This window comes from Sphingopyxis sp. JAI128, assembly GCF_014207235.1.
Lineage (GTDB): Bacteria > Pseudomonadota > Alphaproteobacteria > Sphingomonadales > Sphingomonadaceae > Sphingopyxis.
Genome location: NZ_JACHDA010000012.1, coordinates 1 through 21,080, shown reverse-complemented (window position 1 = coordinate 21,080; position 21,080 = coordinate 1). Strand labels below are relative to the sequence as shown.

The window sequence follows — 21,080 nt, the reverse complement described above, 5'->3', positions numbered from 1 at the left end:
CACCCGCTATGACAAAACCCTGCTCTCGTTCGAGAGCTTCCTCAACCTCGCCGCAACGCGCCTATGGCTGAAGTCTTTTGTCAACACGACCTAGCCTGTGTTGCTGGTTCTCCAGCTTTAGGCGCCCTTCAATGTCGCCAAAATCTCCGAAGCTTTCTGATTCCATGCACCAGTCAGCTTCATGGTCCCGAACATTTCCCTGCATCGGCCGCTTTCCCCGCTTTGGTGGTGCAGCAAGGCGAGATAGATAATTCCTGGAGGATATCGCCTGCTCGCAGGATCATTTTCAAGCGTTTCGATCATGTAATCAACGCTATGATTGCGCTGAAGGAACGGGATCGCCGCAGCCTGAATGCCCGATAATACCTCGTCGACGCCATCTTCGTCCGTGAGATTCCACCAAAAATCTCGGCTATGCATCAGTTCGCCTAAACGAGTACGAACCGTGCACTTCGGCTCTTCCACCACATTGGAACCGTCCATTCCCCAACAAGCTTTCATGACAAATTTGTCTGCAACCCCCAAGTTAATCGTGAATGTATCCTTTGCTTTGCTGATCTGCAGATCAATCACATCAACAAAGTCAGCATAGCTCCTATTCCAAACTTGCCCACTTCTATAAAACTGATATTTTTCGAGTACTTCATCAAGCTTGGATATCAATTCCTTTTTTGTCATCACCAGATCCTCCACCAAGGCTTCGCTGGCGGCGGAGGGGGCGGTGGCTTGTAAGTGATGGTCCGAGCGGGTGCCCCCAATTGCTCGCTGTAATTCCTCGTTTGGCGTGCGCCAGCGGCCCGGCCTGACGCAGTGTCAGGCTTTAATTCCATGATCCTCCCTCGCGGCGTTACCACATCCGGCTTGTAGGTCTTTCCGTCCACGCCCGTCATCCTGGGTTCTGACTTCCAACCAGGTTTTTGGGCAACTCTTCCCGCCAATTCCTTGTGCGCCTGTCTTCCGGCAGCGGCGGCGGCATTTTCACCTCCTCGCGTGGCAGCAGGGGCAGCCCTCGCTGCAGCAACCTCAGCACGTATTGCAGTGGCGGCTCTGGCAACCGCTATGCTCTCGCTGACTACGCCGCCTCCGAGCTGCGGCGGCATGCCGCCGAAAGCCCATTCTAATCTGCCCTCCGAAATTCCTTCCGCAAGCTCACCAAGATCGCTGACGACCATCTTGCCCCAATCGATTACGTCATCGACGACACCTTCAGTGCCGGTGGGGTCCGTGCCATTGACCGGATCATTGCCTACATACGCATAAAGATTAATTTCATCCTCATAACCGATGGGATCGGTTTGGAGGAACCGTCCAAGCGTCGGCGAGTAGATGCGAGCCTTGTAGTAATACACCCCGAGCTCGGGGACCCACGCTTGACCGGTGTACTGGAATCGCCCGAGGTTGCCCGCCTTGGGGATACCATATTCGTCGTACGCGTTGATCGCGACCGCAGCACCTCCACTGCTGTCGGTGACCGCAATGACACTTCCTTGGTGATCGCCATGCAACCAGCGCGGCGTGACAAGGCCCGCGCCTTCGTACCACACGACCGGATCGTCGACATTCTTGCCATGTGCATAGCGGCGCAGCAGCGTGCCCGCGGTGTTATACTCGGCGATTAGCTCGTCACCGTCGTAGAGGAGTCGCGTCGTGTTTCCGCCGCCGACGGTCTCGTAAAGCCGGCCCAGCGGATCATAGCGCAACGTCGCATTTGTCGCACCGCTCGCGCTGACCAGCCGGTTCTCGATGTCATAGACATATGTGGTCGACCCGTCCGAGGTTAGGTTGCCGTTGGCATCATAGGCGAACGCCGCCGGTCCGGCCGCCGTATATTGGTTGAGCCCGTTTGCTGTGTAGCTGCGATCGACGTTGAAGTGGCCGGTCCAAGCATAGGCGTCGTTATTGCGGGTCTGCTGCGCGATCTGCGACGCGGGCGTATAGCCATAGGTGAACGCCACATCGTTGGCGCTGCCGGGGAAGTTGTGACCTAGCCCGTTCAGGCGGCCCGCGGGATCATAACTGAACGCGGCATATTGACTGTATCGTCCATTCTGCGTCGCCCGCAGGCCGCGATTGTTATAGCTATAGCTGACGAGGTTGACGGTCGAGCCCAAGGCGCCTTCATATAGCGTCGTCATCCGGTCGAGTCCGTCATAGCTATAGCTATGCTTGATATTGTCCGGCCAGGTGAGCTGTGTCCTGTTGCCGTTCTTGTCGTACACATAGGCGAGCGTTCGCGCGACCCCGTCCATCTTGATCGCCGACGACGTCATTCGGCCGAACCCGTCGTAAGACGTCGTCAACCCGTCCGAGGTCGTCGCCCCGCTGTCGAAGCGCGCGTAGGTCTGAAGCCCACGAAGGTCATAGCCATAATAGACGTCGCGCGTGTGCGTTGCTGCGAGGCCCGCGCGGGCAGGAACGATCTTCACCGTGTTGCGGTTCAGCGCATCATATTGATAGGTGATGACGCTCCCGTCGCGCTTCCTCAAGCTCGTGCGGTTGTTGTTGGCGTCATAGCCATATTGCTCGTAATCGGTGGTGGATACTACGCCCGGCGTCGTCGGCGACGGGAAGTTCCATTTCACCTGCCGGTCGTGCCCGTCATATGTCATCGACGCCTTGAAGCCGCGCGCGTCGGTCAGGCTCGTTCGCTTGCCGTTCGGGCTATAGGTGTAGGTTGCATAATCTTCCTGCAGGGGCGTGCCATAGGCCTTCTGAACCTTGGTGAGCTGTCCCGCCGCATCATAGACATTCTTCGTGATCCGGTCGGGGCCGAAGCTGCCCTGCGCACCCAACGTGCAAGCACTTGCCGGCAGGCTGCCATAAACCGCAGGGTTCATCCGCTGCGCTACACACTCAAGGCGGCCGACCGCATCATAGCTGTACTGGATCAGCGACACAGCCACATTGTCGCCGCCCCGGGTGATCAGCCTGACCTTGCGATTCAGCGCATCATAGACCGTATCGACCACCGAAAGCCGCGTGAAGCCCGTCGCGGGTGAGGCCGCGGCCGTCGGCCAGCTCGCAGGCGCAACCGTTTCGGAGTGCCAGCTTGCGAGCTCACCCGACTCCACCTTTATCGGTCGCCCTGCCGCATCGTAGGTGGTCCGCGTCGCCGCATATTTGAGCGGTCCCGCCCCATCGGGATCGGGCGCGATCGTGCCCGTCACCCGGCCCATCGCATCATAGCGCGTCGCGCTTGTATACGCCGATGGCGAGGTTTGCGCTGCCGCTGGCGATGTTATCAGACTTGCACCCACGCTTAGGGCGAGCGGCAGGACGATATGCTTCATGATTGCGCACCTCATTTCACGGACAGCTCGTCAGATTGGCGGAAGCCTTCGTCCCGCTGCTCTTGCGACCTTGCACCTCATAACCGTAACAGGCGCGCAAGGTCTCGCCGCCGGTGCTGACTCCGTTGCCCTTGAGCCGGAAGCCATTGCTAGAAGCATATTCGAAGTTCGTCACGACCGGCGCTAACGCGCTGACTTTGGACCCACACTCTCGTTTTCGGACGCCCTGAGCTGTGCCGATCCGGGGCGTCCCTGAGTTCATATCGGATCCAGGGGGCGGGCATGGGCGCAGTTGGTTGCCGCAAAGACGAGACTGGCGTGCCCACATATGGCCCCCGCCCGTACATCTGATCCCCGGCGCCGCGCTCATGGGCAACTCGCTAACCCAGCGTTGGGAGACGTTTCGGAAATCTTGTCGCCGAAGTAGTTGTAGCGGTAGCAGGTCCGATGAACTTCCATCTGACCAGCGGAATTCGCCGCTTTGACCGTCACGCCGCGGCGGAGCAGATTATTTGGCCCAGAAGTTGGGCCATAGTCATACTCTGTGACAATTTCGTCAGCAGTCCCTGCACAGTTTTGCGTTGTGCGACATTCCGACTTGCGCGTGAGCATCGATATCGGAGATCCGGCCGCCACAACACCCCCGCCGCTATCTAGGATATAGGCGGTACGCATCGTGTAAGTGTATGTCGTGACGGGCCGCGCAGCACCCGCTGTGGGTGCCGCTCCTGTCGTGGTGAGAATCTGACCGCGCGAGTTATACGTGTACTCTGTACGATTGCCCTTCGGGTCGACTGCCGCCGTTGGTAAATTGCAATAGTTCTGCGTCGCAACGTTACAAGATGGCATGTACTCATACCGTGTCGTCGTCGCTGTTTCGCTGGCCCCCGTCTTCGGATGCCGGATGACTTCGGTCACATTATATCGACTGTCGAACTTATACTCGACACTATTACCTTCTGGATAGGTAGCTCTCGAAACTGTTCCCATCGCGTTGTAAACGAAAGAAGTTGTTTGCGATAAACCGTTCGTTACTCTCTCGAGATTGAGATTGCCCCGCGGCCAAGCGGGGACGGTAAGACTGCGTGAATGAGCATTGAGTTGTATCTGACCACCTGCCACTGATGATACTGTGACCTGATAGCCATTCGGGCCGCCCCAGCTCCCCGTCGGTGAGTAGACATTGTTATAACCAACGGATACTCCGTTTACATCTACGTGGTTCACCAATATCTCGTTATGGGTAGCGCTTCCCGGAGTCCCATAGCGCATATACGACATCGCTATATTGGGACTGGCCGACCCTGGAAAGATTACCTGACTTGGATAATAGTAAGTCCATTTGGTGCCATTCCACTGACATGGCTGACCATTCGGCCCATAACAGGTAGGCTCGGAGTCAAATGCCTCGATCGGTTCCAATACGACCTGAGTCAACTCTCCCGCGGCATTCGTCAGATTCACTTGGGTACGCGAGGACCGCTGCACCGAACCAGACCGGACGCCTTGCAGCCCTTGGCATTGCGTCGTGAGGTCATTGTTACAATAGTTCAAAGCCATATTGACGGCTTGGGTTACAAATGTCGGGCTCAGGTTTGTCGTGCGCAACCGGAATCCAAAATTGTTCCGGACGTCAGCGACATCGACAATAACGGGATCGGCTCCTGCTGAGTATACCTGCCCTCCAAAAATCTCTCGGCCATCCGGGTACGTAACCTTATCACGTTCGACCCTGACGCCGTACTTATCGGTAAACACCCAACTATCCCATGTTGCGCCGGAAACATAAGTTGCGCCAGTGGCGTATTCCGGAGTCCAGTTTGACGTACCCGGCTTGCGGCGAAAGCTGCTGCTACCTCCCGGGTATCGAACCGTAACTACCTCATATGGATCGTACTGATTTGGAATATTGCTGAGATTGACAATAGAATAATGCCGATCGGTGATCGACTGAGCGAGCATCTCTCGACCGTTCTGTGGGGCATAAACTCGAGACAGGGAGGAAGACTCGTCGCCGCCAATCGAAATAAGCGATACGTTGAGCCCTCCATAGCGCCCACTTTTCAGCTCCACACCGTAATCATCAACCACCGGGCTCTCGATCGGAGGCGGGAAAGTCTGAGCATGAGCAACGTGCGATATGCCTAGATATAAAAGAGCAAGTGCTTGAGGATAGCGAGCTAATCTAGCGGATATAATACAACCCGGGATGCTCCCCACTTCAGCCAGTTTGCGCATTACCTCAGTCCCCATTTTTCTTGCTATCCGTTGGCCGCCGTCTTTCGTAGTAATCAAGGCGGCGGGTTCGGCGAATTCGTCGTCTTTAGCCGCGTGCGGTTGTCAGCCTTGTCATGAGTATATTCGACGGTGACATTATTGTTCACCGTGCCGGTGCGCACGACCTTCACCAGCCGCCCTTTGGCATCATAGGTGTAAGTGATGGTTTCCGCGGCGGTGGCCGACGTTGCGATCGCGAGCAGTGGCAACAGAATGGCAAGCAAACAGGCGCGATTCATGGATCACTCCCAACTGAAAACAGGACGAGAATGGAGACCCTGCAAACTAAAGTTGTTTGACAGGAGGCTATGGACCGATTTCAAAACAGTCAATCTAAACAACGATGTAGAAACTGACTATTGTTACCAAATTGGCAGCGTTTCGGAGGAGTACGCAAGCCCGCCGAGGATCCTCGGCGAACGCGAAGCATTTTGCTCGGCCGACATTTCATGATTGCACAGATTGCCGGTCGTCCTGAAATCATATTCTATTCACCCTTACTCAAGCGGCCGCCAACCGATATACTCGACATTTGGCGCCCGCTCGCATCGCGGCTGGGCTGCAGCACGGCGTCGACCGTCATTCGTGCAGGCGAGAATGACGCGACACTGGAGCGTGGACACTACCGCGAGTGCCGGCACGCAAGCTGCTCGAACGCAATAAGCGCCGCAAGATTCAGGATCATTGAAGAGCGTAAAAGTCCCCCACCGCCAGCCATCGGTTGGACTTTGTCAGCCGGATAAAGCGCGCAGTCGCGTTGACGACGATCGCGGTCCTCACCTCATCCGCCGCACCGGAAACCGTCGTCACTGTTGTCCAACTAGCACCATCCGTGGATCGCTGAAGAACAGCGCCGTTCAGGTAGGACGGACCCCAGTTCCCGTATGCGGTAGAGATCGGAGCAACCACCCCCGACCCCACTGATCGTTCCGAGCCAAAATCCATCTGTATCCATGGCGTGTAGTCGCCGGCGGCAGTGCCGTGAACGCTGGTCGCTCCAGCATAAGCTTCATCGTGCATGGCGGAGCCGTTGCCCACCAGACCCGTATAGCCGCCATATGTGGAGCTCGCCGAGTAGCTGGCCGGCGAGATCAATCCGGGCAATTGGACCGGCCCCGCGACACAAAAGTCTCCGACCGCAAGTCAGACTTGGCCCTTGGTCAACCGCAGATACCGAGCAGTCGCGTGAACGCCGATGCTCGTCTTCGTTCCGTCGGCCGCCCCGCTTACGGTTGCAACGTCCGTCCAGGTAGCGCCATCCGCCGATCGCTGGAGTGTCGCGCCGTTGAGGTAGGCGGCCCCCCAGTTTCCGAATGTGGAACGAATCGGAGCGACGAACGCGGATCCCACCGCTCGCTCTTGTCCCAAGTCCATCAATATCCACGGCGCGCTGTCGCCGGCGGCGGTGCCATGAACGCTGGCCGATCCGACATAGATTGCGTCGCGCATCCCCGAGCCATCGCCCGACAACCCGGTATAGCCGCCAAATACGGAACTCGCCGAGTAGCCGGACGCTATGGTGGAATTGCACGAAGAGCTATCCGGTGACCCCGTAACCTTGACCCTCTGACGATTGTCAGCGGCGTCATGGGTATATTCCGTCATAACGCCATTATTCACGGAGCCGCTTCGTTCGACCTTCACCAGGCGCCCTTTGGCGTCATAGGTGTAGGAGATCGTCTCTGTTGCGACGCCAGCCAAACTGAGGCCAAGAAAAGCAGCCGCGCATAACGACATACGTGCAAGTTTCATGATTCCCCCCGTGGCGCCCCTTGCGCCAAACGTCGCTCAACCATCAAAATCCGTGCGAAGATGCTCTCTCATCTTCAAAACGCCGTTCCCCGGCTGGCGTCAGCTCACCTTTCTCGAACCGCAATCTCCGTTACCCGCCGCCCGCTTGCATCTCGCTGAAGCTGGAACGCGACATCAACAGTCGTTCGCACATATTCGAGGATATCATCCCGCCGGAGCGTCGAGCCGCCCCCCAGCACCAGCAGCGCGAGTTGCTCGAACGCGCGTTGGGTGCTGTCTGCGTGGATTGTGGTCATCGATCCCGGATGCCCGGTATTGATCGCGCGCAGGAAGGCGAAGGCTTCGGGTCCACGCAGTTCACCCAAGATGATGCGGTCGGGCCTCATGCGTAGCGAAGCCGACACCAAATCATTTGCGGTCACCGCCGCTTCGCCCAGCGCGCTGCGCGCGGCAATCAGCCCTACGGCGTTCGCATGATCCAGCCGTATCTCCGGGGTGTCCTCGATCAGCACCAGCCTCTCGCCTTCCGGAATTTCCCGGATCAGCGCATTAAGGAACGTCGTCTTGCCCGACGAGGTGCCGCCCGAGATCAGGATGTTGAGCCGTCCCCGCACCGCCTCGCGCAAGGCTTCCGCAATCTTACCGGCGTCGACCAGCGCACGCACGCGCTCGACCGTCGCCTGTTGCCCTCGCCCGGCCTCTCGGACCCCACGAAAGGCATCGGCGGCGACATAATCGTCGAGCGACAGGTCGGCCGACACGTGCTTGCGGATCGCGATCGCGATGTCGCCGCGCGTCGCGGGCGGCGCGGCGATCTGGATACGCGACCCATCGGGCAGGCTTGCCGAAAGCAGCGGATGCTCGCGGCTGATGCCCTGATGGCTGAGCGCTGCGACCTGCCGGGCCAGCCGAGCGAGGAGCGCGTCGCCCAGCGTCGGTACATCGTGGCGCTCGATGGATCCGCCGAGCGTCTCGACCCAGAGCTCATACGGCCGGTTGATATAGATGTCGGTGACGTCGGCGCGTTCGAGCGCGAACGCCAGCGGCGCCAGATAGCTGCCGAGATAGACGCGGTCGGCGAGCGCGGTCACCGTCATCGCCCTGCCTCGACCCCGGTGAAATCGAGATCGCGCGCGACGAAGACGCTGATGCTTGTGCCCTGCCGGACGCTGAGCGTCGGCGGGATCTGCGTCGCCTGCGTCGTCGCGCCTGCACCCGGCAGCGATCCGGGCAGCGCGATCACAACCGAATCGCCGACCGATCGCGTCGCGAGATTGCCGCCGATGAGCATCGCTGTTTGCAGAATCGATCCCGCGAAGCGTTCGAAGAAATGGCTGTTGACCTTGGCGCGCACGCCGCCGACGCCGACCGGATCGGTTGCGGGCGACTGAAGCGCGATCGTCACGCCGTCGGGGCGGATGAGCCGCGTCCAGGTGACGAAAGCGCGCTTCTGGCCGGGGCTCGTGTCGGAGGCATATTCACCGATGAGGCGGCTGCCGCGCGGGATGAGGACGCGCGTGCCGTCGAACCCGTGGACGTCACGCTGAACGAGCGCGCGCGCGAACCCCGCGCCGGTCGAATTCATCGCGGTTTCAAGGACGGCGGGGATCAGCGTGCCTTGCGGCACTGTGGTCGCGCGATTGGCGATCGATCCCGCGCGGCTGCGCGCTGCCGTACCTGGCTGTGCCGCAGATTGTCCGTTCGCAGCGCCGGAGGTCGGAGCGCCTTCGGCCGCAAGGCGCGCCTGGGTATCGACAACCAGGATCGGGCCGCTGCTCGTCCGCGGCGGTGGGGCGGGCTCGGGCGTAGGCAGATAGGCGGGTGGCGGCGCTGGCGCGTAAGAAATGTCCGGCGGCCCCGGAGCGGGGCGCGGCGGCTGCACCTCTACCACCGCGACCGGGCTTGACGGCGGAACAAGCGGCGGCGTCGCCGCGGCGCGCGGGATCGGCGGGATAAAGAGCGGCGGCGGCGCTTGCGACACGCCGATGAGATCGGCGCGCGCTGGGCGCACCGCCGGCGCCGACAGAGCACGCCGCCGCGAATCGAGAACCGAGAAAAGCAGCAGGGCTGCTGCCCCGGCGCCGATCGCGATCGCCGCACCCGAGAGCCCGGCGCGCGGGCGCGCGACTTCGGGCAGCGCGCCGCGCTCCGCCGGGGCTTCGGGAGGTGCGGGGTCGGCAGCAGGCGCGCTCACGACGCATCGTCCTTGGGCAAATAACGCTTCGCGCGCACGCTCTTGCGGTCGATGCGGAACAGCAACTCCTCGTAGACGCTGTCGATCACATAGAAAGCCCCGCGCATATTGCCGTTGGCGAGCCGCTCGCTCCCATGATCGTCGAGGAAGAAGACCGCCGGAAGTGCGACGTCGGCGGGCCATTCGATATAGGTCTTGGCGCCATCGTCGTACATCCGGGCAGGTCGCAGCGACCGCGTGCCCTTGAGCCGATAGAGCGCGGCGGGCGCGGCGCCAGGGTCGGGCACCGCGGCGGCGTCGGCAGTCTCGGCGGGATATTGGAACCGCACCTCATAGGGCGGGGCGCCGTTGGAGGGGACGAGGTCGAAGGCGTAGAAGCGCGCGGTCGTGATGACGGTCATATTGGTGCTGACGCCGCCCTGCGCGGGCCGCACGAACAGCATGTTGCCGCTCTGGCTCGCCACGACCTGCCATGCGCCGCTGTCGCCGACCGCGATATTCTGGATCTGCTCGTCGGGGGCGAGCGCGATCATCACCTGATAGCCCGGCGCGCCTTCGATCTCGACGACCTGGTTGCGATGATAGTCGACCGTTTGCATCCGCGCGTCGCCATAGCCGGGCTGCGGGCGCACCTGCGCGCCCGCGCCGGGCGCGGCGAGCAGGAAGAGCGCCGAAAGGGCAAAGCGGCGGATCATTGGCGATCAGCGATCGGCTGCGCCGACCCGGTTGAGGTGGCCTCAGCCGTAGGCGCGGCGGACGCCGGCAGCGCCTCGGCGCTCTTGCGATAGCGCGTCACCTTGAACCCGAGCGGGTTGATCATGCGGTCGGCGACGCTCATCGGCTCGCCGCTATATTCAAAGCGGACGATCGCGACCCACGGCTGCGCCGGCGTCACCTGCCTGCCCGCATCGCGGCGCCGCGTGTCGAAGCGCACCATCGCGCTGTCGTCGCTCATCGGCGTCACGCTCTTGACCTCGACGTCGATCAGCGAGGTGCGCGGGAGCCGCATGAGCGGGCTGTCGGGGTTCGAGGCCTGGATGCCCGAGAGATATTCGTCGCGCGCGCGTCCGGCGGACCAGAGCGCGACCTTGCGATAGTCGCTCTGAAGCATGTCGATGTCGAAGCCTTCGCGGGCGATGATATATTGGACGAGGAAGGACTGGGTGAGCGCGCGGTCGCGCGAGATCGCGTCGGGCTCGAGCGGTTTGAGCGGCTGGACGAACCCGGTTTGGCGGTCGACGAGCAACGTATAGGGCTCGACGGTCTTGAGCGGTGTCAGGAACAGAAGCGCCAGCGCCTCGCACACCGCGATGACCGACGCCGCGCCCGCGACCCACCAGGCGGTGCGGCGCGAGGCGCGCAGGGCATCGGTCTGGTCCTTCGCCCAGCTTCCCGCTTCGGCATAATAGGCGTCGAGCGCCTCGCGGCTGGATTTCTTCATGATCGTCTGTCTCTGGCAAGGGCGCGCGAGGAAATGCGTTGCCGGGTGCGGCGCCCGGATGCGTATGCCGTCGATGCGGCAGCAGTGCGTTCACCCCGTTCGCGGTCGGCAAGACTGCGGGCGATGTGAACGGCGCGCGATCCGCTTCCGCCTTCGGCGGCAAGCGCCTCGCGGCGCTGAGTGATCGCGACCGCGTCGGCGATCGCCGCGGCGCGCGAACGGCTCTCGATGGGAACATGCGCGGCGACGGGCTGGCGTGCGGCTTCGGCGCGCTGCGTGCCGATCCCGAAATCGGGTGCGGGCCACGCCGGCAGCCAAGCGGGGATGCGGAGACCATAAGCGGCGCGTCCGACAATGACCATGACCGCGGCGAGCGCGATGGCGAAGATCGCCGCCGCGGCGAAGATCTGCGCGGGCGCCCCCATGATGTCGAGCCCCGCGCCGCGGCGCGCGAGCAGCGTAGCGAGCCAGGGCTCGAGAAAAGCGAGCGTGACGCCGAGGGTGATCGCGATGGCAAGGCTGCCCAGCGCCGAGCCGACGAGTGCCTTCAGCCAGCCCGCGAACAGTCCGCGCGTTCCGTCGAAGAGCAGGAAGGCCGCGAACAGCGGCGCGAGCGCGAGCAGCAGGCCGGCGACGATGCGAACGACGGCGAAGGAGGCGATCGTCGCGACGAGGAAAATCACCCGCGCGAACCCCAGCGCGAAATTGTCGAAGCCGATGAAGGGCGGCGGCGGCACCGACGGTATGACGGGCTGCCCATTGGCACCCAGCGGCACCGGACCGACGCCCTCGATCGCAAGCAGCTTGAGCGCCTGGTCGACCGCGTCGATCCGGTCGACCAACCCGCCGGCGCTGCCTGGCAGGCTCGCGGCGCCGCCGATCGTCGCCGCCAGTTCGGCGGGCGAGCGCAGAATGATGTCGTAGACGAGGATCTGGTAAGCCGGCCAGCTCGTAGCGAGCACAAGCACAAGCCCGATCTTGACGAAGGTCAGCACGCCTTCGCGGACCGTCGGCGTGTGCCCGAGCAGCATCCGGTAGCCCATAAACGCGATCAGCAGCGTGACCATGCCGGTGAGCAGCACCGAAGCGGTCGAGCCCGGCGCCGCCAATGCGCCATAGCCGCCGGCGCCGATGGCCTGCGCCTGGCAATCGAGGAAGGTGAGGACGCTCGGCGCGAAGCTTTCGGGGCTCGGGATGGCATCGCAGACGGCCATGATCAGGCGCGCTCCATCAGCTTGTCGAACCACGCCTCAGGCGCGTCGCCATGAAGGCCACGAAGTTCATCGAGGATCCGCACCGTACGCTCGCGTCCCGAGAGGATCGTGAGCAGCTCGCGCTCGCCGCTGAGGTTGAGCCGCGCGACGACGCTTTCATGGCCGTGCTTGACGAGAAAACAATGCGCGCTGTCGGGGAGCGAGCGCACCAGCTCATATTCATGCGGCGTCAGCCCGAAGCCTTCGACATAATCCTCGTGACGCGCCTTGGGGTTCGCCATGAAGATCTGCGTCGCCGCCTGCTCGATGATCGCGCTCGCGATCCGGCTTTCGAGCGCATCCTGCGCGCTCTGCGTCGCGAAGCCGACGATGCCGTTCCTTTTGCGGATCGTCTTTTCCCAATCCTTGATCCGGCGCACGAACACATCGTCGTCGAGCGCCTTCCAGCCCTCGTCGACGACGATAATCGCCGGGCTGCCGTCGAGCCGCTCCTCGACCCGGTGGAAGAGATACATCATCGCCGGGGTGCGCACCGCCGGATCGTCGAGAATCTGCGTCATGTCGAACCCGACCGAGCGGGCCGAAAGGTCGGTCGCATCTACTTCATTGTCGAAGAGCCACGCGCGCTCGCCGTCGCCCCACCATGGCCTGAGGCGCGACCAAAGATCATCGGCGCGCGGACGATGTCCGCCGCGGAACAGCTCGACGATATGGCGCAGCCGCCGGTGATGCGGCGGCTGCGCATAATTGGCATCGACAGCGTCCTTGATCTCGGCGAGCTCCTCGACGCTCGCGCCGCCCGCGAGCAGCGCCAACCAGTCGATCAGGAACTGGCGGTTCGCTGCATTGTCTTCGAGCTGGAGCGGGTTGAGGCCCGACGGCGCGCCGGGACGCAGCACGTCGTAGCGCCCGCCGATCGCGCGGATGAACAGCTCGCCACCGCGATCCTTGTCGAAGAAGACGATCCGGGGGTCGAACTTCCGCGCCTGCGCGAGCAGAAAGTTGAGCGCGACCGTCTTGCCCGATCCCGACGGCCCGATGATCGTGAAATTGCCGAGATCGCCCTGATGGAAATTGAAGAAGTAAGGACCGGCTGCGGTCGTTTCGAACAGCGTGACCGCATCGCCCCAATGATTGCCGTGGGGCTGACCGAGCGCAAAATTGTGGCCGCTCGCGAGCCCCGCGAAATTGCCCGTCGAGACGAGCCCTCGCCGCGCGATATATTTGAAGTTCCCCGGAAACTGCGCCCAGAAGGCGGGCTCGAGTGCAATTTCCTCGCGCACCGCGATGATCCCGAGATCGGCCAGCGTCGCCTGGACCTCGGCGACCCCGGCATCGACCTCGGCGGGCGAGGCGCCGCGCACCGCGATCGTCATATGATGTTCGCCGAACCCCGACCGGCCCGCGGCGACCTCGTCCTTGGCGTTCGACAGGTCGGCGCGCAGACTCAATGCCTCGTCTTCGGCCGAGCGCATGCGCCGCAGCGTCAGGTTCATGCGTCCGAGCGCGGCCTGCCGCTCGATGAAGCCGAAGGACTGCGAAACGGTGAGCTCGAACGGCAGGCGCAGCAGTTCGTCGAACATGCCGGGGCTCGTCTGACCCGGATAGTCCTTGATCGACACGAGCCCGAGAAAGCTGCGCGCCGCATGACCGGTGGGGCCTAGTTCCACCGTCTCCTGTCCGAAGCTGATCCGGCGATCGGGCAGATAGGCGCCGATGTCCTGCGTCGGGAGCAGGATCGGGCGGTTTTCGCCATTGTAGAGCGTCGCGAGGAATTCGAGCGGTTCAGAGCATAGCCCGGCCTTGCCTTCGTACACGCCGAGCAAAGCCGGTTCGTAACTGCCGAGCGCGGCCATCAACGCCTCGCGTGCCGTATCGAGCTGGCGCAGCTCATGCGTCTCGCTTTCGGCCGCGGAACGCGTGCCGCCGAGCTTCTCGCGCAGCCCGTCGAGCAGGCCGACGCGCCCTTGGAGGGGCCGGCGGATCAGGGTCAGATAGAGGTCGTTGACGAAGAGCTGGCGACGATCGAGCCGGCCTTGCCACGCGGCGTCGAGTTTCGCCGAAAAGGGATCGCCGAACGCGCCGTCGAGCCGCACATCGACCCGGCGCCGGACGATATGATGGTAGAGCGCAAACCGCGACGAGCCGATCGACTGTAGCATCGCGTCGCGCAGGCGCTTGCGATAGTTGATCTCTTCGGTGTCGGCGGTCTCGAAGAGCAGGCCGCGAAGCGCGATGATCTGCATCAAGAGCCCGTCGCGCGTCGCGATCGTATGGTCATCGACATGATGACCATAGGGCAGATGGCGTCCCGCCGGCGCTTCCTTTGCGACGGTCTTTGCCGACGATGTCAGGGCCGGTAGGAGTTGCATCGCCAGATCGCAAAATTGCGCACGCGCGGACAGCGGCCGACCTTGGCAAGCCAGAGATCGAAGAAGCGTGGCTCGCGCAGGCACAGCAGCACGCCCGCGAGATGGACGACCAGCGCGAACACCAGCGCCCAGACCGTCTTGAAGATCAGGAAAAGCTCGGTCGCGAGGACCGCGTTGGCGACGAAATAGCTGTAGGTGACGCCCGCGAACATCTGCGGGCGCGTCAGCGCGACGAACATCGCATCGCGCTCGACCCCGTTCATCGCTCAGCGACCGAGACTGGCGGTGGACTGGATGCCCGCAACGATGCTCGCGGCACCGAACAGGATGAAGCAGCCGAGAATGACCGTTGCGCCATAACGCCAGTTGATCCTGCCCGTGAGCATCATGAAGCCGACCGTGGCGACCGCGATCACGGCGACCACCGTGGCTACCGTCCCGAGAAGCGTGCCCTCGAGCCAGCGCACCGCCGAAACGAGAACGCCCGAGCCTGCCGGGTCGGCGATATCCTGCGCCTGCGCAGTTGCCGCGTGGAACATCGTCGTCAGTGCTGCCGCCCAAGTGGCGATTTTATGCCTCAGCGCCACGAAATTCCCCCGCTTGCCGCAAATATTTGCGTTGATTTCGATCGTGAGGCTAGTCTTCACCCAATGCCGCTGCCAGCCGAAATCGACGGATTGTGGAGATAATTAGTGCCAAACTGGCGGCTTCTGTAATTGCCCAGCGCTACCAATCGCGCTGAATGATGATTGCTGGAGCTTTTATGTATTCGCCAACGTCTTCGCTGAGTGATCCGCCTGCTCACAATCCTATCGCAGAGGGCGCGGCGTGGGTGCAGGGTGCTGCGCTTGGCGGGGTCGCTACCACAGTCGCGGTCGTTGCGGTGGCGGCGATCGGGCTGCTCATGCTGTCGGGCAGGTTGGAGCTGCGACGCGGTATCACGGTGGTGGTGGGATGCTTTCTATTGTTCGGTGCGGGCATTATCGCCGCAGCGATTGCAGGTTTCACAAGTTCTGACGTCGCGCCTAGAGCACCTTATGAACCGACGCCCAGCCAACTGGAGAGCTCATCGCGCGTCACGGCCCAGCCAAAGAACTCTACTTACGATCCATATGCTGGCGCGTCGGTTCCAGTTCGCCGTTGACGCCTTTTGCATCAGCAAGTCGCATCGAATTCAGCTCACTTCTCCACGTCTTCACAATAAACGCTTTCATCCTCGAGGACGCACCGTCGTTAAACGTTGCCGGAGGTAGAGAATTGTGACGAATTATATCGAGAGATTAGAGAAAAATTTCGAGATAAGACGAAGCTAAAACCACTCTAAACCTCCATCAGCGCAGGCCCGTATTTAGAGAACTATTTAATTTAATTAGCATGTCCAATTCGACAGGCGCGCTTCAATCTAGATATAACATGATCCTTGGCTTGCGCATTTTCAAATTTACGCTCAATACGCGATTTAATTCTCATGTACTCCCCTTCTAAGCATGTTGATTTGTAATTTTCGTTGTAATTATCAATTATAACAATCGAAGATGAAATATCTACTTCATTTCCTTTGCTAGCTCTATCTACAGCCATTTTGAATGCCGGCCTTCCTAGTGAGGCCACCTCCTTTGCCAATAGCTTATTTGGCGGTATGTCTGATGAGTATATTTCGACATAAAGGTCATACCTTTCCTTAAGCGGAAGAGCTGATGCTATTGATTTAATATTATCGCTATCTTCGTCCCTAAGATCATCTCTCTCTTGGCATGCAGCAAGAATAAATGCCGGTACTAATAAGCATGCTATTTTTTTGAACATGGCATACCCTCACTTTTATAAGCATCCATCATAGTTTCGCTAAATAATTCAGCCTCTTGCTCAAAGGAAGAATCTTGCCAAATTTGATTTTCATCAGGAATCCACGTATTACCAGACCACCAAGACCCCACCGCTTCCGAAGCATATCCTTTAGTAGTCAAAGCTCCAGAAGACCATTGAGGCATATGGCCTAGCTCATGAAATAAAAGGTCCAAATCATTGCGAGATGACCATTTATTAAATGTAATTTTATCTTGCGAAGTGCTAGCCCTCCGTCCTCCCCACGTCGATCCTTCAACTAAAGTGACCTTATTCCAATCATATCCAAGCGCTCTTCTGTTCAGAAAATCGATCATGCACTGCGACAGCTTGCCTTTCTTAGGTTTGGGTCGATTTGACGCGGGGGCTTTGGCACAATCCGGACATGCCGCATAAGAATTAGGATTAGTGAAGATATTTGGGTTGGGATTTGAAAAATAACGGTCCCAAAAAAGCCTATCTACAGGTTCGGGCCGCGAAGTACCACAAACGTCTATGCTGCCAGCTAAACCGGTAAAGTGGCATCTGTTGAAGCTCAGACCGAGCGGGTCAGTGGCATTCACGGGATCGCTGCCGACATAGTTATACCAATTCAAGCCATCTTCATATCCGATGGGGTCCGTCTGCATGAATCGCCCGAGGGTCGGTGAGTACATTCGGGCCTTGTAGTTCCACATGCCGACCTCGGGCAGCCATGTCTGGCCGGTATATCCAAATCGTCCGACGTTGGATGGCGAGGGGATACCATATTCGTCATAGGCATTGATACTGATCGTTAGGTTCGCACTGTCAGTGATGCTAACAATGCTGCCACGCTGATCCGCCATCAGGAACCGCCGGGTGCTGTTGTTGACTGCGCTGCCCTCGTACCAGACGATCGGATTGTCGATGCCGGGGCCGTGGACATATCGGCGCTGCACGGCGTTCGATCCATTATATTCGCCGATCATGGCAATCCCATCATAGAGGAACCGCGTCGTCGTCGGTGGTTTTACGGTTTCATAGAGCCGACCGAGCGGATCGTAGCCAAGAGTCGTACTGCCCGGCGCTGTCTTGAGCAGGTTCTCTGCCGTGTAGGTGAAGCTGTTTGTTCCGTCGTTTGTGAGATTGCCGCGCCCGTCGTAGGTGAAGGTAGCCAAGCCGATGTTCGTGATCCGGTTGAGTCCGTTAATAATATAGCTGCGGTCAACATTATAATGTGCCTGCCAAGCGTAGGCGTCGTTGCTCTGCGTCACGCTCGCGATCTGGCCCGCCGGATTATAAGTGAAGGTTTGCGAGAGGTCGTTCGCGGTTGCGCTGCCGTTCAAATTGTTCGTCAGCGTCGAAAGGCGCGAGGCCGCGTCGTAGGTGAAGCTCTGGACGCTGCCATTGCCGAACGTGACGCTGGAGCGGCGGCCGAGGTTGTCGAAAGCGTAGGTTGCCAGCACGCCAACGCCAGATGTTGCGCCATTCTCCCTGATTTTCACCACATTACCGGCGACATCGTAATCATAATTGATGGTGAGCACGCTTCCCGGATAGCTCATTGTCAGGCGTTGGCCGGCGGGGTCATAAGTGTAGCCGATTGTTCCGAGCGGTCCCGTCTGGCTCGCTAGCTGCCCCAGCGCATTATGGACGAAGCTAAGCGTCTGGCCGCCTTGCGCTACGCTCGTCGGGCGGCTCATCAGATCATAGGCATAGGTGACATCGGGTTCGGATCCGGGCAGATTCTTCGTTACCACTCGCCCCAGATTGTCGTAGCTATAGCCGATGATTGTCCCATCGCGTAGTCGATGACCTATGAGCAGACCGGCATCATCATAGTCCCGAAATTCATAGTCGCTTACATTGCTCGTGTCGGCGCCCTTAGTCGCAACTGGATATCGCGTTCGAACGCGCTGGTCGTGGCCGTTGTAATAATAGCTAGTTCGGTTGCTCTCTGCATCGATCACATGGGCGACCTGCCCATTGTTGGTATAGGCGGTGCGCACCTCGTCCGACGCCGCCGCGGTGCCGACCGCTGTCTCCACTTTTATGATGCGGCTCGCCGCATCATAGCTGTTGCGCGTGATCCGGTCTGGGCCGAGACTGCCCGGCGTTGCCGCTGTGCAAGCGCTCCCGGGTAGCGATCCCCACGTCGCCGGATTCATTCGCAGCGCCATACAACCGACACGTCCCAAGACATCATAACTATACTGGGTAACGCTCACTGCGCCCGACGTTCCGGACGCCACCTGCTTCACCGGCTTGCCATTGACATCGTAGTCGTGAGTCACCGAGGAAATGGTGCTGAAACCGGCCCAATCGCTATCGCTCTGGCTGTTGACTGTGCCAGACTCCTGCTTTGAAACCCGGCCCTTCGTATCCAGCGTTAGGCGCTGAGCTGCGTGCTTGCGAGCACCAGCACCATCGGGATCTGGCCCAATCACACCAATTTGTTGCCTACCGCTGTTATAGCGGAAGCGCGTGGTGTCACTGCTTCCGGCCAACGGGCCATCAATTGTCAGGAGGTTGCCGACGACGTCATAGCTATAGGCCACGCTGCTGCTGACACTGCCGTTCCCGGTCGCAGTCGTGATTATAGTGGGCAAATTCTTGCCGTTATATGTCATCGTAGTCTTCGATTCGTTGGCCGTTCCGTCGCACGATGTCCCAGTTTGGCAAGCCGATATGCCCGTCAACTCGTAGATTCCGTTGATCAGCGTGTAGCTGTATCGTGTTTGTGGACGGACGCCGCCTACGGTCGCGGCTGGAGCGGTCACCGTGAGTATGCCGCCATGAACAGGGTCATAGGTGAAGTTGGTCACATTGCCTTTGGCATCCGTAATCGCATTCGGTTTATTGCACTTTACCCTATTCGCACATGTGGCGTCATAGCTAGCGGTTGTGACGATTTCGGGGAGGCCCGATCCGGGCTTCGCCACGCGCCGTATCGTTGTGACGTTACCGCGAGCGTCATAACTTACTTCCTCATAGTTGCCCTCGGGATACGTGACACGGGTGGGCCGCTTGTTCGAGTCATACTCGTATTGGACTGCGTTTCCGACAGCATCAGTATATTCCTTGAGAAGTTTTCCGGCGATATCGAACTTGTATATTTCGCTACCGGCCGCAGTTGTCCTGGTGGTCGTCCTGACCCCTGATGCGTCGACATATCCATAGCTCGTCACCACGCCGGCATTCGTAACTGAGGTGACTTGCCCGCCCGTGCGCGTGGCGGAGAAATGGGCGGCGGTATCTGCGAGCCATCGCCTCGAACTGCCGGTTATGTTTTCCTGGATGCCGTTGGGGTGAGTGATATTTCGCCAGCCGACACCGTCCAATGCAATTGTGAGTTCCGGCCAACTATAACCGCTGGGCATCGTGCAATGATCTGCCGTAGCTGAGCAACCAACGATCGCATTGTCAAATGCCGTTACCTTAACGGCTCGCATCCAAGGAAGTAGGTCGTCTAGAGTCGCCGTAGAGTCACCCGCATATTCCGGCTTGATCATCCAGCCCGAATTTGTCTGGGCGGACTGTAAGCGCCGGACCGCGGCATAGCCGGCGAGATGGGTTCCTGGACCAGAGCCCACAATTATTGGCTTTACAACTCGCGCGTACGTGAAATTTTTCGTGTTTCCATTGGGCTTTATTATTCTTACCAAGGGACCCATATCCAAGCCATCCGGACCGGCCCCGCTGGGTGCCAAATTCTGCGACTGTAGAAATACGTATTTCGTTCCATCTCGATCTATAAATGTATACTCTTTAGCTGCGTCATTGAATGTCAGAGAATCTCCATTCGCCTCAGCTTCCACGAATGGGCCAGGAATATATCCGGAGAATTCTATAGACCTGCCACCTATGACTACCTTCGTTTTGTGGGTGGTCTCGTTGAAATATATCTGAGCCGAATCGCTATCAGTTACGGATACCCCGTCAATCCCAACCGTGTATGATATACCATCTTCGCCCTCAGGACCGGCGGAAATAATGGCAGCGTCTTGATCTAGTTGTCCGCTGATTAGGTCGACGCCATTAGCGTCGATGGTCATTCTTACCGGCGGCGCGGCGGGCGGCGCATAGGATTGGGCATGAGCGGCGTTGCTCAGTGTCAACGTCGCAACAAAAATCGACCAAGCCAATGCGGTTCCGCTAGGCCGAAGTTCAAGAATACCGTTCGCTTTCATCGCTTCCCCCTTCTTCTACCCCTATTGATCGCGTAGCAGCCTAGGGTGGCGGGTTAGGCGAGTTCGTCGTCTTCAGCCGCGTCCGGTTGTCGGCCTTGTCATGCGCATATTCGACGGTGACATTGTTGTTCACCGTGCCGGTGCGCACGACCTTCACGAGGCGCCCCTTGGCATCATAGGTGTAGGTGACGGTTTCCGCTGCGGTTGCGGGCGTCGCGATCGCGAGCGACGGCAACAGAATGCCAAGTAACCAGGCGCGATTCATTGATCACTCCCAACTGAAAACAGGACGATAATGGAGACCCTGCAAACTAACGTTGCTTGACACGAAGGCTATGGATCGATTGCAAAACAGTCAATCTAAACAACGATGTAAAATCTGAGAATTGCTACCAAAATGGCAGCTTTTTAAAACCGCTTGGGTAAGTTGGGATATTTTCCACCGGCGCAATTAGGCCGTGTTGACAAAAGGGATTCCCAAACCGGCCTTCTTCTGATTCAAGACTGCTTTTTGGGGGGCAGTCATGGGTCGCGGGGATTTGTC

General features: G+C 59.8%; 19 protein-coding genes. 1 reads left to right on the top strand and 18 read right to left on the bottom strand.

Annotated features, from left to right (window positions below; translation table 11 throughout):
• Positions 1 to 117 precede the first annotated feature (117 nt).
• The 15 genes from HDC35_RS19475 to HDC35_RS19405 all read right to left on the bottom strand — a co-directional run bounded on the left by HDC35_RS19475 (position 118) and on the right by HDC35_RS19405 (position 15,121).
• Complete coding sequence (locus tag HDC35_RS19475; protein ID WP_184649060.1) at positions 118 to 678, bottom strand: DUF4304 domain-containing protein; 561 nt, start codon at positions 676 to 678, stop codon at positions 118 to 120.
• Positions 678 to 3,290: an RHS repeat-associated core domain-containing protein gene (locus HDC35_RS19470; RefSeq protein WP_184649058.1), complete on the bottom strand. Its 2,613-nt coding sequence runs from the start codon at positions 3,288 to 3,290 to the stop codon at positions 678 to 680. Before HDC35_RS19470 ends, HDC35_RS19475 begins: the two co-directional genes overlap by 1 nt.
• Positions 3,291 to 3,306: 16 nt before the next feature.
• A complete protein-coding gene (locus tag HDC35_RS19465; protein ID WP_184649056.1) occupies positions 3,307 to 3,465 on the bottom strand; it encodes a hypothetical protein in 159 nt (52 codons plus the stop codon).
• A gap of 191 nt (positions 3,466 to 3,656) precedes the next feature.
• On the bottom strand, positions 3,657 to 5,381 hold the full coding sequence (locus HDC35_RS19460) for a hypothetical protein (RefSeq protein WP_184649055.1): 1,725 nt from the start codon (positions 5,379 to 5,381) through the stop codon (positions 3,657 to 3,659).
• A 200-nt stretch (positions 5,382 to 5,581) separates the two neighbouring features.
• Entirely contained in the window at positions 5,582 to 5,806 is a 225-nt protein-coding gene (locus tag HDC35_RS19455) for a hypothetical protein (protein ID WP_184649054.1), read from the bottom strand.
• Between the two features lie 442 nt (positions 5,807 to 6,248).
• A complete protein-coding gene (locus HDC35_RS20000; protein ID WP_409437966.1) occupies positions 6,249 to 6,662 on the bottom strand; it encodes a discoidin domain-containing protein in 414 nt (137 codons plus the stop codon).
• A 48-nt stretch (positions 6,663 to 6,710) separates the two neighbouring features.
• Positions 6,711 to 7,319, bottom strand: coding sequence for a discoidin domain-containing protein (locus HDC35_RS19445; RefSeq protein ID WP_184649052.1), 609 nt, complete (start codon positions 7,317 to 7,319; stop codon positions 6,711 to 6,713).
• Positions 7,320 to 7,423: 104 nt separating this feature from the next.
• Positions 7,424 to 8,416 carry a P-type DNA transfer ATPase VirB11 gene (gene virB11 / locus HDC35_RS19440; RefSeq protein WP_184649051.1) on the bottom strand — a complete coding sequence of 331 codons (993 nt, stop codon included), beginning with the start codon at positions 8,414 to 8,416 and terminating at the stop codon, positions 7,424 to 7,426.
• Positions 8,413 to 9,513 (bottom strand): TrbI/VirB10 family protein, encoded by a 1,101-nt coding sequence (locus HDC35_RS19920; protein WP_311770802.1) that lies wholly within the window; start codon positions 9,511 to 9,513, stop codon positions 8,413 to 8,415. Before HDC35_RS19920 ends, virB11 begins: the two co-directional genes overlap by 4 nt.
• A complete protein-coding gene (locus HDC35_RS19430; RefSeq protein WP_184649050.1) occupies positions 9,510 to 10,208 on the bottom strand; it encodes a TrbG/VirB9 family P-type conjugative transfer protein in 699 nt (232 codons plus the stop codon). Before HDC35_RS19430 ends, HDC35_RS19920 begins: the two co-directional genes overlap by 4 nt.
• Positions 10,205 to 10,954 carry a virB8 family protein gene (locus HDC35_RS19425; RefSeq protein ID WP_184649049.1) on the bottom strand — a complete coding sequence of 250 codons (750 nt, stop codon included), beginning with the start codon at positions 10,952 to 10,954 and terminating at the stop codon, positions 10,205 to 10,207. Before HDC35_RS19425 ends, HDC35_RS19430 begins: the two co-directional genes overlap by 4 nt.
• On the bottom strand, positions 10,951 to 12,168 hold the full coding sequence (locus tag HDC35_RS19420; protein WP_184649048.1) for a type IV secretion system protein: 1,218 nt from the start codon (positions 12,166 to 12,168) through the stop codon (positions 10,951 to 10,953). Before HDC35_RS19420 ends, HDC35_RS19425 begins: the two co-directional genes overlap by 4 nt.
• A 2-nt stretch (positions 12,169 to 12,170) precedes the next feature.
• Positions 12,171 to 14,540 carry a VirB4 family type IV secretion/conjugal transfer ATPase gene (locus HDC35_RS19415; RefSeq protein WP_184649047.1) on the bottom strand — a complete coding sequence of 790 codons (2,370 nt, stop codon included), beginning with the start codon at positions 14,538 to 14,540 and terminating at the stop codon, positions 12,171 to 12,173.
• Positions 14,519 to 14,803, bottom strand: coding sequence for a type IV secretion system protein VirB3 (locus HDC35_RS19410; protein ID WP_184649046.1), 285 nt, complete (start codon positions 14,801 to 14,803; stop codon positions 14,519 to 14,521). The genes HDC35_RS19415 and HDC35_RS19410 overlap by 22 nt, the downstream gene beginning before the upstream one ends.
• Before the next feature lie 3 nt (positions 14,804 to 14,806).
• On the bottom strand, positions 14,807 to 15,121 hold the full coding sequence (locus HDC35_RS19405; RefSeq protein ID WP_260397854.1) for a TrbC/VirB2 family protein: 315 nt from the start codon (positions 15,119 to 15,121) through the stop codon (positions 14,807 to 14,809).
• Between the two features lie 161 nt (positions 15,122 to 15,282).
• On the opposite strand from HDC35_RS19405, the gene HDC35_RS19915 reads away from it, so the two are divergent.
• Positions 15,283 to 15,684: a TrbC/VirB2 family protein gene (locus tag HDC35_RS19915; protein ID WP_184649045.1), complete on the top strand. Its 402-nt coding sequence runs from the start codon at positions 15,283 to 15,285 to the stop codon at positions 15,682 to 15,684.
• A 221-nt stretch (positions 15,685 to 15,905) separates the two neighbouring features.
• Here the strand turns inward: HDC35_RS19915 and HDC35_RS19395 are convergent, their stop codons facing one another.
• From HDC35_RS19395 to HDC35_RS19385, 3 genes are read right to left on the bottom strand one after another with little or no spacing between them, the layout of a single operon-like run.
• The gene (locus tag HDC35_RS19395; protein WP_184649044.1) at positions 15,906 to 16,346 is read right to left on the bottom strand and encodes a hypothetical protein; all 441 of its coding nucleotides are present in this window, start codon (positions 16,344 to 16,346) and stop codon (positions 15,906 to 15,908) included.
• Positions 16,331 to 20,536 carry an RHS repeat domain-containing protein gene (locus tag HDC35_RS19390; RefSeq protein WP_184649043.1) on the bottom strand — a complete coding sequence of 1,402 codons (4,206 nt, stop codon included), beginning with the start codon at positions 20,534 to 20,536 and terminating at the stop codon, positions 16,331 to 16,333. Before HDC35_RS19390 ends, HDC35_RS19395 begins: the two co-directional genes overlap by 16 nt.
• A 40-nt stretch (positions 20,537 to 20,576) precedes the next feature.
• Positions 20,577 to 20,801: a hypothetical protein gene (locus tag HDC35_RS19385; protein ID WP_184649042.1), complete on the bottom strand. Its 225-nt coding sequence runs from the start codon at positions 20,799 to 20,801 to the stop codon at positions 20,577 to 20,579.
• Positions 20,802 to 21,080 lie beyond the last annotated feature (279 nt).

Coding starts and splice junctions, on each gene's coding strand:
- HDC35_RS19475 (WP_184649060.1), bottom strand. CDS start 678: ATGACAAAAAAGGAATTGATATCCAAGCTTGATGAAGTACTCGAAAAA.
- HDC35_RS19470 (WP_184649058.1), bottom strand. CDS start 3,290: ATGAAGCATATCGTCCTGCCGCTCGCCCTAAGCGTGGGTGCAAGTCTG.
- HDC35_RS19455 (WP_184649054.1), bottom strand. CDS start 5,806: ATGAATCGCGCCTGTTTGCTTGCCATTCTGTTGCCACTGCTCGCGATC.
- HDC35_RS19445 (WP_184649052.1), bottom strand. CDS start 7,319: ATGAAACTTGCACGTATGTCGTTATGCGCGGCTGCTTTTCTTGGCCTC.
- virB11 (WP_184649051.1), bottom strand. CDS start 8,416: ATGACGGTGACCGCGCTCGCCGACCGCGTCTATCTCGGCAGCTATCTG.
- HDC35_RS19430 (WP_184649050.1), bottom strand. CDS start 10,208: ATGATCCGCCGCTTTGCCCTTTCGGCGCTCTTCCTGCTCGCCGCGCCC.
- HDC35_RS19425 (WP_184649049.1), bottom strand. CDS start 10,954: ATGAAGAAATCCAGCCGCGAGGCGCTCGACGCCTATTATGCCGAAGCG.
- HDC35_RS19420 (WP_184649048.1), bottom strand. CDS start 12,168: ATGGCCGTCTGCGATGCCATCCCGAGCCCCGAAAGCTTCGCGCCGAGC.
- HDC35_RS19415 (WP_184649047.1), bottom strand. CDS start 14,540: ATGCAACTCCTACCGGCCCTGACATCGTCGGCAAAGACCGTCGCAAAG.
- HDC35_RS19410 (WP_184649046.1), bottom strand. CDS start 14,803: ATGAACGGGGTCGAGCGCGATGCGATGTTCGTCGCGCTGACGCGCCCG.
- HDC35_RS19915 (WP_184649045.1), top strand. CDS start 15,283: ATGATGATTGCTGGAGCTTTTATGTATTCGCCAACGTCTTCGCTGAGT.
- HDC35_RS19395 (WP_184649044.1), bottom strand. CDS start 16,346: ATGTTCAAAAAAATAGCATGCTTATTAGTACCGGCATTTATTCTTGCT.
- HDC35_RS19390 (WP_184649043.1), bottom strand. CDS start 20,536: ATGAAAGCGAACGGTATTCTTGAACTTCGGCCTAGCGGAACCGCATTG.
- HDC35_RS19385 (WP_184649042.1), bottom strand. CDS start 20,801: ATGAATCGCGCCTGGTTACTTGGCATTCTGTTGCCGTCGCTCGCGATC.